The sequence below is a fragment of the uncultured Alistipes sp. genome, from assembly GCF_902388705.1.
Taxonomy (GTDB): Bacteria; Bacteroidota; Bacteroidia; order Bacteroidales; family Rikenellaceae; genus Alistipes.
In genome coordinates this window covers 1-12650 of the sequence record NZ_CABMQJ010000054.1, presented here as the reverse complement: position 1 = coordinate 12650, position 12650 = coordinate 1, and the positions used below count along the sequence as shown (strand labels likewise).

General features: G+C 58.7%; 6 protein-coding genes and 1 pseudogene. 4 read left to right on the top strand and 3 right to left on the bottom strand.

Annotated elements, in window-relative coordinates; translation table 11 throughout:
• Positions 1-236 (bottom strand): hypothetical protein (locus QZT71_RS10390; protein WP_295915808.1); only part of this gene is annotated, 236 nt, incomplete at its 3' end.
• 761 nt (positions 237-997) lie between these two features.
• On the opposite strand from QZT71_RS10390, the gene QZT71_RS10385 reads away from it, so the two are divergent.
• Genes QZT71_RS10385 through QZT71_RS10370 form a run of 4 tightly spaced genes read left to right on the top strand, consistent with a single transcriptional unit; the run spans position 998 to position 8680 of the window.
• Positions 998-4297: a SusC/RagA family TonB-linked outer membrane protein gene (locus QZT71_RS10385; protein ID WP_295915805.1), complete on the top strand. Its 3300-nt coding sequence runs from the start codon at positions 998-1000 to the stop codon at positions 4295-4297.
• 29 nt (positions 4298-4326) lie between these two features.
• Positions 4327-5955, top strand: a complete 1629-nt coding sequence (locus tag QZT71_RS10380) for a RagB/SusD family nutrient uptake outer membrane protein (RefSeq protein WP_295915804.1) — start codon at positions 4327-4329, stop codon at positions 5953-5955.
• A gap of 25 nt (positions 5956-5980) precedes the next feature.
• Complete coding sequence (locus QZT71_RS10375; RefSeq protein ID WP_295915802.1) at positions 5981-6865, top strand: putative zinc-binding metallopeptidase; 885 nt, start codon at positions 5981-5983, stop codon at positions 6863-6865.
• Between the two features lie 18 nt (positions 6866-6883).
• Positions 6884-8680: a DUF4302 domain-containing protein gene (locus QZT71_RS10370; protein ID WP_295915799.1), complete on the top strand. Its 1797-nt coding sequence runs from the start codon at positions 6884-6886 to the stop codon at positions 8678-8680.
• Between the two features lie 170 nt (positions 8681-8850).
• Here the strand turns inward: QZT71_RS10370 and QZT71_RS10365 are convergent, their stop codons facing one another.
• The gene (locus QZT71_RS10365; RefSeq protein WP_295915797.1) at positions 8851-11265 is read right to left on the bottom strand and encodes a transglycosylase domain-containing protein; all 2415 of its coding nucleotides are present in this window, start codon (positions 11263-11265) and stop codon (positions 8851-8853) included.
• Between the two features lie 40 nt (positions 11266-11305).
• Positions 11306-12650, bottom strand: a pseudogene (locus QZT71_RS10360) (hypothetical protein); the annotation flags it as partial.

The window sequence follows — 12650 nt, the reverse complement described above, 5'->3', positions numbered from 1 at the left end:
GGCCCCGCGAAAAGCGGGCGGCCGCCACCGTGTCCGTCGTCCCGGCGTCCGGCCCCTCCACGCACAGCGTCGCGGTACAGGTACGGACAACCGCTGCGGGGAGCGTGTGGATCCACGCACGCAAGGTACGAACAATCCGAAGCCCCCTCGCGCAACGAGTCGCGGCAAATATCCCGTGCAGACACAGGAACCACAGGGCCTAAAAAGACCGCCAGCAGCAGGTATACGAAACGCATAGGGTGGGATCAGGTGAAATACGCAGAAATTCAACGTAAAAATAGGTAAACACCACGAATTGCAAACGCCACCCCCGCCCACAGGCCCCTGAATGAGATATTTTCATACTAATATCAGATGAATTCATACTTGCAGCGGAGGGTGTTCCTGTAATTTTGTAAAACCGAAAGGAACATTTTTCCCGGCTGAAAAGAACACCCATCCCCTTAAAATGAAATGCCATGGAAAACATTTACGCATTGACGCGCGGCCGAAACACGCTGCGTGAAAAGATGGTTGAAGAGCGAATGCGCCGAACGACCGTATTCGCACATTATGTTCTTATCGGAGACAGGACGGAACGCAAGGCGTCCCCCACATCGAAAGTCCTGCACCTTTTTTCCGCCATATTCTTATAAGTCCGTCCGCTCCGGGAGCGTTGCAGCCCGGGCATTCGCCCGCCACGCACCCGGCCCGGACAACCGCATTCCCGCCGCACCGGCAGGGGAACGTTCAGCAGCTCCCGGAGAAACGCCCGGAAGCCGTCCGGGCCGCACCCGTCCCCGGTACGACGCTCCTCCCGGCAAAAGCCGCAGGGAATAGCGCCTTTCCGCCCGTATCCGGCCGCTTGCCTGCCGGCGCCGGGCCATCCGTTCCAAACCCGAACCAGACGCAAGCTCCCGGTTCCCATCCCCGGGAGCGTCGATTAAAAAGTGTTTTTCTTATCCGCGATAAGGGAAACGCCCGTGCACAATCAATTAATCCTTAACAACATCTGCCTATGAGACGAAAGATTCTCTTATCGCTGCTGACCGTCCTCTCCATGATGGCTGTCTCGGCACAGACCAAATCGGTCAGGGGTACCGTTGTCGACGAGAACGACGTTCCGGTCATCGGAGCCACCGTTGTCGTGAAAGATCACCCCACAGTCGGCACATCGACCGACATAAAAGGTGAATTCCTGCTGAAAGACCTCCCCGCCGGGAGCGAGGCGCTTCAGGTATCGTATGTGGGTTACAAAACCCAGACGGCAAACATCGCCCCCAACATCAATATAAAACTCGAACCCGACGCCCAGGCCGTGGAGGCCGTCGTGGTCACGGGTATGACCAAAACGGACAAGCGCCTGTTCACCGGCGCCTCAGACCAGCTCATCGCAGACGACGTGAAACTGTCGGGTATGGCGGATATCAGCCGCGGCCTCGAAGGACGCTCGGCGGGCGTGTCCGTCCAGAACGTTTCCGGTACGTTCGGCACGGCGCCTAAAATCCGCGTCCGCGGCGCCACCTCCATTTTCGGCAGTTCGAAACCGCTGTGGGTGGTGGACGGCGTTATCATGGAGGATGTCGTGGACATCGACGCCGACGCGCTCTCCTCGGGCGACGCCACGACGCTGATCTCCTCGGCCATCGCAGGCCTGAACGCCGAAGACATCGAGAGTTTCAATATCCTCAAGGACGGCTCCGCAACCTCCATTTACGGTGCGCGCGCCATGGCCGGCGTGATCGTCATCACGACCAAGAAAGGCCGTTCGGGCATAAGCCGCATCAACTACACGGGGGAATTTACCTACCGCATGATTCCCTCCTACAACGAATTCAACATCATGAATTCGCAGGACCAGATGGCCGTATACGAGGAGATGCGCAAGAAAGGCTGGCTGAACCTCGCGGAAACGGCGAACCGCTCCGAGAGCGGCGTCTACGGCAAAATGTACAGCCTGATTTCCGCGTCGCGCATGGAGAATACCCCCACGGCAATCACCGACTACCTGCGCGCCGCCGAATACCGCAACACGGACTGGTTCTCCGCGCTTTTCAACAACAACATCATGCACAGCCATTCGGTCAGCCTGACCTCGGGCACCGACAAATCGTCCTACTACGCCTCCTTGAGTGCGCTCTACGACCCGGGCTGGACCAAAAGCAGCAAGGTATCCCGCTACACGGCCAACCTCAACGCCACGTACAACATCTACAAAAACCTGACGCTCAACCTGATTTCGAACGCATCGTACCGCAAGCAGAAAGCCCCGGGGACGCTCTCCAGCTCGACCGACGCCGTAACAGGCACCGTCAAGCGCGACTTCGATATCAACCCCTACTCCTACGCCATGAACACCTCGCGTACGCTGGACAAGGACACCTACTACACGCGCAACTACGCACCGTTCAACATCCTGCACGAACTGAACGCCAATTACATGGATTTGAGCGTCGTGGACACGAAGTTCCAGGCCGAGCTCAAATGGACGGTAGTCCCGGGACTGGAGTTGGGAGCCCTGGCAGCCGTGAAATACAACGCCACGACGCAGGAGCACCACATCACCGACGAATCGAACCAGGCCACGGCCTACCGCACCGATTCGCCGACGACCGTGCGCGACAACAACCCGTTCCTGTATAAAGACCCGGACAATCCCTACGCCGTCAAAGAGGTCGTACTGCCCGTGGGCGGCATCTACGAACGCGAAGACCACAAGATGTACTCGTACGACTTCCGCCTGACGGCCACCTACAATACGACCATCAACAACGCCCACATCATCAACCTCTTCGCCGGTATGGAGGTCAACTCGAGCGACCGCCACAACACCTGGTTCCGCGGCTGGGGCCTGCAGTACGACATGGGCATGACGCCGTTCTACGATTACAGGATATTCAAGAAAGGCCAGGAGGAGGGTTCGAAATACTTCACCATCGGCGACACGTTCTACCGCAACAACGCCTACTATTTCAACGGCACCTACTCCTACAAGGGACGCTACACGGTCAACGGCACGTTCCGCTACGAGGGTACGAACAAACTGGGCAAATCGCGCAAATCGCGCTGGCTGCCCACCTGGAATATCTCCGGGGCGTGGAACCTGCATGAGGAGCCGTGGTTCCAGAAAGCGCAGCCGGCCCTTTCCCACATGACGCTGAAGGCCTCCTATTCGCTGACTGCCGACCGCGGCCCCGCAAGCGTGACCAACTCGCGCGTAGTCATCAACGCCTACAATCCGTGGCGGCCGTCGGCCGGCGACGGGGAGTCGGGACTGCAAATCGAAGACCTCGAAAACTCGTCGCTCACCTACGAAAAGAAGCACGAGCTCAACATCGGCGCCGACATGGGCTTTGCCAACAACCGCATCAACCTGGTGGTAGACTGGTACAAGCGCGACAACTTCGACCTGATAGGCGACGTGACGACGCAGGGTATCGGCGGCATCATCAAGAAAAAAGGCAACGTGGCCACGATGAAATCGAACGGCGTCGAAATCAGCCTCTCGACGAAAAACATCAAGACCAAGAACTTCAGCTGGACGACCGACTTCATCTATTCGCACATCCACAACCGGGTGACCAAACTCGAAACCTCGGTACGCGTGATGGACCTGATTGCGGGCACGGGCTTCACGATGGAGGGCTATCCCGTACGGTCGCTCTTCTCGATTCCGTTCATGGGCCTGAACGAAATCGGACTGCCGACATTCCTCGACCAGAAAGGCGACATTTCGACGACCGGCATCAACTTCCAGGAACGCGAAAACCTTTCGTTCCTCAAATATTCGGGTTCGGTCGACCCGACCGACCTGGGTTCGTTCGGCAACATCTTCCAATGGAAAGGGCTGCGACTGAACGTCTTCATGACCTATTCGTTCGGAAACGTGGTGCGCCTCAACCCCGTATTCAAGTCCTACTATTCGGATTTGACCGCCATGCCGCGGGAGTTCAAGAACCGCTGGGTAGTCGCCGGGAACGAGAAGACCACCGACATCCCGACCATTCTCTCGCAGCGCATGTACCACGACAACAACAACCTGTCGCGGGCGTACAGCGCATACAACTACTCGACCGCCCGTATCGCCAAAGGCGACTTCATCCGCATGAAGGAGATTTCGCTGACGTACGAATTCCCCAAAAAGCTGATTTCGAGGCTCAAGTTCCAGAGCCTCTCGGTCAAACTGCAGGCGACCAACCTCTTCCTGATTTATGCGGACAAGAAGCTCAACGGCCAGGATCCGGAGTTCTTCAACACCGGAGGCGTGGCGGCGCCGGTACCCCGCCAGTTTACGCTCACCATCCGCATCGGCTTGTAAATCACCCACGTTAAACGAACAGACAAACTATGAAAAAGCATATCGTATATCCGTTAATCCTTGCGCTGGCGGCGGTCGCCCTCGCATCCTGTGACGATTTCCTGGATAAAATGCCCGACAGCCGCGCCGAGTTGGACTCCGAAGAGAAAATCGTCAAGATGCTGGTGTCGGCCTATCCGAAGAACTGCTATAACATGTGCGCCGAGTTCTCGTCGGACAACGTCGACGACTACGGCTCGACCAAAAGCCACAATCAACTTCAGGAAGAGCTCTACAACTGGCAGGAGGTAAGTGCCGTGGAAACCAACGAAAACCCCAACGCCGTGTGGAGCAACGCCTACGTTACCATCGCTGCGGCCAACCAGGCGCTCTCGGCCATCCAGGACCTGGGCGGGGCGAACACGCCGACGCTCAAAGCCGCCCGGGGCGAAGCGCTCCTGTGCCGCGCCTACGGCCACTGGGTGCTGGTCAACATGTTCTGCATGCACTACAACACCAACCACCCGGAAGACCTCGGCGTGCCCTATATGGATCATGCCGAAACCGAGCTGAATCCCAAATACGACCGGGGCACCGTCGCCGACGTCTACGAAAAGATGATTGCCGACATCGAAGAGGGTATTCCGCTGATCGACGATGCGATCTACAACATTCCCAAATACCACTTCAACTACAAGGCTGCCTGCTGTTTCGCATCGCGCGTCTTCCTGTTCCACGAAGACTGGGACAACGCCATCAAATACGCAGGCATGGCCCTGGGCTCGGATCCGCAGTCGCAGCTCCGCGATCTGGCCTACCTCGCCGGCTTCCCGCGCAACCCGCTGAACGACATCTCGAAAGCCTACAACAGCACATCGGTGAAGGCCAACTACCTGATTGCCACGGGGATGTCGGATGCAGGCGCCATATTCGGCAGCTACGGCAGCGTCAACCGCTACACCCACGGCAAATCGATCGCAACCTACGAAACGACCGAAACGTCATCGACCACGATGAGCCCGCTGGGAAGCAAATACGGTTGGAAAATGCGCACCTGGATTTACGGCTCGGGGCGTTATATCCTGCCCAGAACCCCTTATGTTTTCGAATACACGGACCCGGTGCAGAAAATCGGATATACCCACTCGCTGTTCGTCATCGCCAGCGCCGACGAGGCCCTGTTGAACCGCGCCGAGGCCTACATCATGAAGAAAGACTACACCTCGGCCCTGGCCGACATGAACATGTGGGCCAAAAACCAGATCACCGCCTCCTACTACAAGGAACTGACCGAAGAGTCGATTAACAACTGGGCGGACAAACTGGCCTACGACATGACGGACAAAGACCCGGAAAAGCCGGACGACCTGAAGAACAAGAACAGGACGCCCAAGAAAGAGCTCAACCCGGGATTTCTCGTCGAAACCGGCACGCAGGAGAACATGATTCACGCCATCCTGTTCATGCGCCGCATCGAATTCATGCACATGGGCATGCGCTGGTTCGACACCCGCCGCTACGGCATCACCATCTACCGCCGGCTGATCGACCAGGACGAGAACACCCTGGTCAAAATCACCGACAAAATGTCGGACGAGGGCGGCAACCGCGACCCGCGCCGCTGCCTGCAGCTCCCGGCCGACGTCATCGCTGCCGGCCTGACGAAAAATCCCAGATAACGAACGACTAACAAAGAGCTGAACCATGAAAAAGAATCTCATTTATTTCCTTTCATTGCTTCTCTTCTGCGCAGCCATTACCGCCTGCTCGGAAGACGACCTGGATTCGACGAGCGTAATCCGGGAGCCCCAGGTCGTAAAGAACGATTTCGACCGCTGGCTCGACAGGCACTACATGACACCCTACAATATCGAGTTCCAATACCGCTACTCGGACATAGAGTCGAGCATGGGTTACTACCTGACGCCGGCCGATTACAACCAGTCCATCGCGCTGGCCAAGCTCGTCATCGCACTCTGCCTCGAGCCCTACGACGAAGTGACGGGCAGCCGCGAGTTCATCCGCTCGTATTTCCCGAAAATCCTCTTCCTCACGGGATCGCCGGCCTACAAAAGCAACGGCTCGATCATCCTGGGTACGGCCGAGGGCGGAAAGAAAATCACGCTCTTCAACGTGGACGCCCTGCAAATAGCTTCGATCAACGCCAGCACGAACTACTTCAAGACGATTCACCACGAATTCGCCCACATCCTGAACCAGACCAAGCCTTACACGACCGACTTCAAGGAGATTACAGGTACGCTGTACGTAGGCGACGCCTGCTGGGACACCTACAAGACGGACGCTGCGGCGCTCCAGCTCGGACTCATCAGCCGCTACGCGGGCTCCGAGGACACGGAGGACTTCGTCGAGCTGATTTCCATCTATGTCACCCGCCCGCAGGCGACCTGGGACAGCCTGCTCACGACAGCAGGCACCGCAGGCGCGGCCATTATCAACCAGAAGTTCGAAATCGTCCGCAATTACCTGCAAAACAGCTGGAATATCGACATCGACCAGCTCCGCGAAACGGTACTGCGGCGGGCGGACGAAGTTCCCGATATGGATTTAGAATCTCTGGACGACTAACACTAACAACTTCGAACCATGAAAAAATTAGCGATATTATTATTGGGCGTGCTCCCGCTGGTGATGAACTCCTGCCTGAAGGAGGAGAACGACTATTTCGACAAAAGCGCCAGCGACCGGATCGAAGAGGCCGTCGCGAAAGCCATCTCCGTGCTCGAGGGTGCGGAGCACGGCTGGGCCGTGAAATACTACCCCAACCCCACGCAGGCTTTCGGTGGGTTCAACCTCTTCTTCAAATTCGCCGACGGGCAGGTAACCGTCTGCTCGGAAATAGCAAACGCGACGAAGACCGTCACCAGCCTCTATTCGATGGGACAGGAAGCGGGCGCCACCCTGACGTTCGACACCAAGAACGAGTTAATCAACTACTTCGTGCACCCGCGTAACCCGGATGGCTACGGCTCGAACTACAAGGGGCTCGAGGGCGACTACCTGTGGACGGTTTTGAGTGCGGAACCCGAGAAAGTCCTCCTGCGCGGCGTCAAGTCGGGCAGCCTTTACACGCTCACCCCGCTGCAGACCGACGACTGGGCATCCGAAATGCAGGCCTACAAGAATGCCGCCGGAAACATGAAATTCCCCTCCTACGTCTGCGTCGTGAAAGGCGACTCGCTGGAGTGCATCACCACCTCGGAAGGCAAATTCCTCTACCGCAACCTCACAATCCGGCAGGAAACCGACAAGGGCATAAAATCCTATGCCGCCCCGTTCATCTACACCAAGACGGGAATCGAACTGTACGAGCCGCTGACAATCAACGGCGTCACCGCACAGCAGCTCGAACTGAAGGAGGATTACTACTTCGCGAACGAAGACGACTCGTTCATCATCTCGGGGCCCAAGCCGGCCGTTTCGGAGAATACGCTCGATTACGAACTCACGACCACATTCAACTCGGTCAAGGTAAAGGCTACCCCGTCCAACTCCGACAAATATTACGTAACGGTTCTCCCGGCATGGGAAGCGGAAGGTTACACCGACAAGGAGCTGCAGACGATGATCTGCGCCGGCCTCACGAGCGCGAAACTCTACTCGGGCATAAAGACGGTTACATTCAGCTACCTGTACGACGAAGCGGAATACGTGGTGTTAGGCTTCGGCGTCGACCCCAACTACATGTCCGCCTCGACGAAGATTTTCCGGCAAAGCGTAACGACGGCAAAGCTGCCCGACGCGATGACCGATGCCTACAAGGCATGGCTGGGAACATGGACAGTGACTTCGGCTTCGTCCGAGAAATCGAAAACCTCGTACAGCTTCGACATCGTAATCCGGCCCAGAACACAAAACGGCACCTACTTCATCCGCGGCTGGGGCTACACGTCGCTTAAGGACGACTACGAGTTCTACGTTTCTTACACCAGTTCGACCAAGAGTTTCAAGATATACAAACGGACGGGAATCGCCACCCTCGACGACGGCGGCAGCCTGCAACTGCTTCCGCGCTACCAGCACCACACCACCGGAGCGTACGGCCTGCTCAACACATCCGGCGTCTGCCTCGAGGCGAAACCCGACGGCGACGGCAAAGGCGTCGTGACGGGTGCCGAAGGCAAGCTGACCTCCGGAGACGGTTATACGATTACCTCCGTCGATTTCTGGAACGTAAAGAACGGGTCGAACTACTACCTCACGGCGATGGATCCGTACACCTACCAGGACTTCTTCGTCGGGCCCTACACGATGGTGCGCAAGTCGACCGACTACAAACCGTCGGCAGCCAAGTCGCAGCGGAATACGTCGGGCATCCTGCAAAAGGAGGCGCAGCGTCCTTTCATCACGAACGACCACACCATTAGTCAGTCGGGGGAATAACCCGGCACAGACTGCACCCGACGGGCCGCCCTTTCACGGGCGGCCCGTTTTTCATCCGCAGACACACCCCCGCTCCGACCGGGACGGTCATCCGCACCGGCAAACGTGGAAAGGACGGGGCAAATGCCCCGTCCTTTCCACGTTTTTATCCTCCCGGGCTCCGGGATTTATCAATCGAAGAAATTATCGTCATCGGACGCTTCGGCATCGGCGGACTGTCCGTCCGGCTCTTCCTCCTCGTCACAATCGTAGCGCGGCATCACCGCCGGGCGGATGAACTGGTCGGCACGGCTCACACCGAGGCGTCCGTCGCCGTAAACCCGCTTCATGAAGTCGCCCACAATCGGGAGCGCCATCACGCTGCCCTCGCCGCCCGACACGAAGTGCACCGACTGGTCTTCGCCGCCGACCCATGCGCCCGCCACCAGTTTGGGGGCGACGCACATGAACCACGCATCGCGGTTTTTGTTCGAAGTACCCGTTTTTCCGCCGATTTCCACCCCTGCGAAACCGTAGTCGCGAATCAGGCGCCCGGCCGTTCCGGAGGTCACCACCCCCTGCAGCATCGTCAGCATCGTATAGGCGGTGCGCTCGCTGACGGCGTCCTGCGACTGGGGTATGAAGTTGGCAATCACGTTCCCCTGACGGTCCTCGATGCGGGTCACGAAAATCGCGTCGTTGTGCACGCCCTCGTTGGCGAAAGTCGAGAACGCGCTCACCAGTTCGAACACGTTCGATTCCGAGGAGCCGAGCACCAGTGCCGGAACGGGGTCGATGAAACTGCGGATACCCATGTTATGAATGAAGTCGGCGACCGCCGCAGGCTGCTTGGCCTGCTTCATAATCCACGCTGAGTAGTTGTTGCGGCTGCGGGCCAGCCCCCAGCGCAGCGGATGCAGCACGCCGTCGTATTCGACCTTGCCCGCCTCCTTGGGCGACCACACCGTGCCGTTCGCCGTTTCGATTGTCACGGGAAGGTTCGGCACCATCGTGCAGGGCGTCATGCCCAGGTGGTCGATGGCGAACGTATAGACGAAAGGCTTGATTGTCGAACCGATCTGGCGCTTGCCCTGCTTGGCCATGTCGTATTTGAAATAGCGGAAGTTGGGGCCGCCGACATACGCCTTGACATAGCCCGTACGGGGGTCGAGCGCCACGAACGAGGCGCGCATAATCCGCTTGTGGTGCAGAATCGAGTCGCGCGGGGTCATCAGCGTGTCGCGCTCGCCCTTGTAGGTGAACACCTTCATCGAACAGGGTTTGTCGAACGAGGCGTTAATCTCCTTTTCGCCCACCCCGGCGTTCTTCATCTCGCGGTAGCGGTCCGAATAACGGATGGCATGGCGCATGATGCGGTCGCGCTCCTCGCGGTCGGCATCGATGAAAAGCGTCCGGGTGCGCCGGTACTGGGCATCCATGCGGGGCTGAATCACCGACTCCATCTGCTTCTGCACGGCCTGCTCGGCATAGGTCTGCATCGTGGAGTTGATCGTGGTGTAAATCTTCAGTCCGTCGCGGTAGATATTGTAGGGCGTGCCGTCGGCCTTGCGGTTCTTGCGGCACCAGCCGTACAGCGGGTTCTCCTCGTACTCCTTGACAGCCTGATCATAGTCCCATTCGGTGTAGAACTGGTTGCGCCTGGGTTTTTCGGCGTTCATCACCAGGCGGAGCATCTCACGGAAATAGGTCGCCGTACCCTCGTTGTGCGACACGGGACGGTAGTTGGTCACGATGGGCAGCGCGCTGATCGAGTCGCGCTGTTTGCGCGTCAGCGCCCCGGCGGCCTCCATGCGCGAAAGCACGAGGTTGCGCCGTGCGAAGGCATTGTCGGGATTGCGTATGGGCGAGTAGCGCGTCGGGGCGTTCACCACGCCCACCAGCACAGCGGCCTCCTGCACATTCAGCTCGTGCGGCTCCTTATTGAAAAAGGTCAGCGCCGCCGACTTGATGCCGTAGGCGTTCGAACCGTACTCCACCGTATTGAGGTACATGGCGGCAATCTCCTCTTTCGTATAGTTGTATTCGAGTTTCAGAGCCGTAATCCACTCCTTGAGCTTCGACACCACGAGTTTCGACGTGCGGGTGATGCGGCCTGCGTTACGCGCCGTATCGCGCGGAAAAAGGTTCTTGGCCAGCTGCTGCGTAATGGTCGACCCGCCGCCCTGCGAAGTGTTTTGCAGGAGCAGGGTTTTGACCGCCACGCGTGCCAGCGACGGAATGTCGATACCCGAGTGGGAGCGGAAGCGGGCGTCCTCGGTCGAAATCAGCGCCGCGACGATCGGCGGCACTTCGTGGCCGGCCAGACGGATATGGAGCGTCGAATCGGCCGGGAAAAGGTCGGCGTACTGGACATAGGAGCGGTTCTGCACGAAGAACGTACCGATTACCTTGCCGTCCTCCGAGTAAATTTCGGTGGCGAGGTTGCTGCGGGGATTCTCCAGCTCCTCGAACGACGGCATGCGGCCGAACAGCCCCGCGGCCGTCAGCAGCAGCATGATTAGCAGCAGTGCGAACGGCGCAAAGACCACGCACCATATCCATTTTATCGTTTTCGGGCTGATACCCGCTTTTTTCTTCTGTGCCATACACCTGAATTTTGCGCTAAAGATACAAAATTTATTACAATCAGAACGGCAGTCCCACGGCCGCCGCCCACCACACCCCGCCGCTGCTGGGGTGGTAAACCGACAGCTTGAAGGTCGACGTGGCCGACGCCGGCTGGCGGAATGCATTGATGTCGAACACGATGTCGCCGCCTACCGACCATATCCGCCGCCAGTCCATCCCCTCGCCCGCAGGACGGCGGAACTGCGCATAGTCGCCGCCGACATTGAGCCGGATACGCTTGAAATAAATCACCGAGCCGATACCGCCCTCGGGATACCACACCGGAAGCTGGTAGTCGAGCGACGCGGCGGTATAGTTGTTCGACACGATGTCGGCCGAAGTGAAGCCGCGCGGAATGAGCCGTGTCGACTTGTAACTCAAGGGGGCGTATCCCGCCGGGAACTTGTACCCGCCGACCGAAGTCTGGTAGGTGGCGGCCACTTTGAGCGAATTGTGCGCCGCGAATCCCGGCAGGTAAGCCTGCCCGAAGAACGAAATCAGGTCGCTGAAGTGCGTATTGGCGGGGTTGAACGTATAGGAAGTGCTCAACGTGTACCCCCAGCGCGGCGCGAAGTCGCGGTGCGCCATGCGCACCTGGTCGGAGTAGCCCAGGCCGAACGAGAGCTTGTGCAGCCCCCGGCGGAAGCCGATGCGCTGGATGTTGGAGATGCTGCCGCTGTTCCACTCGATTTTGTCGAGGTTGGCGACCATGCCGTTCGAATAGTTCCAGCCGCTCGAAACCGAGAGCGTGCGCGTGTGGTAGCCGCGCTGGAAGTAGAGCGGCAGCGTCGCCGAAAAGCCCACCGAATAGTATTTGTCAGGGCTGGGACGCTTCTGGTAAACCGGGTCGCCCGACTCGGGGTCGTACGACACGAGCGAATAGAAAAGCTGGTTGCCGCCGTACGACGCGTCCAGGTCGAGGTGCACGCCCAGCCCGAAGTAACGCACGCCGAGGTTGAAAAGCGAACCCTCGTTGCGGTTCCAGCCGTACGAGGCGTAGGCTTCGGTGTTCGACAGCAGGTTCTGCGAGAGGAGCGTGACGCCCAGGTTGAGGTCGATATTGTGCTCGTCCACGGCATCGAACGGGTTGAACGCCACGGGCATCCAGCTGTGGACGTTCACCAGGTTGGGAACCTTGCGGTAGCGTTTTGCGCGGAACGTCCCGCACTGGCGCAGCGAATCGGCTTCGGTGAAACGCACCGTATCGAGGTTCACGACCTCCCAGCGCCTGCGCCCGGGGTTCAGGGTATTGAGCGGCAGCCGGGCCGGTGCGACGGGAATCAGCCCACTGTCCGCAGCCGGTTGCACCGCCACGCGGTAACCGCGTCTGTCGTAGGCCGTCAGCAGCACCCTGCCGCCCTCC

What these genes read in the sequence shown, in the direction of transcription:
- QZT71_RS10385 (WP_295915805.1), top strand. Translation starts at nt 998, where the DNA reads ATGAGACGAAAGATTCTCTTATCGCTGCTGACCGTCCTCTCCATGATG.
- QZT71_RS10380 (WP_295915804.1), top strand. Translation starts at nt 4,327, where the DNA reads ATGAAAAAGCATATCGTATATCCGTTAATCCTTGCGCTGGCGGCGGTC.
- QZT71_RS10375 (WP_295915802.1), top strand. Translation starts at nt 5,981, where the DNA reads ATGAAAAAGAATCTCATTTATTTCCTTTCATTGCTTCTCTTCTGCGCA.
- QZT71_RS10370 (WP_295915799.1), top strand. Translation starts at nt 6,884, where the DNA reads ATGAAAAAATTAGCGATATTATTATTGGGCGTGCTCCCGCTGGTGATG.
- QZT71_RS10365 (WP_295915797.1), bottom strand. Translation starts at nt 11,265, where the DNA reads ATGGCACAGAAGAAAAAAGCGGGTATCAGCCCGAAAACGATAAAATGG.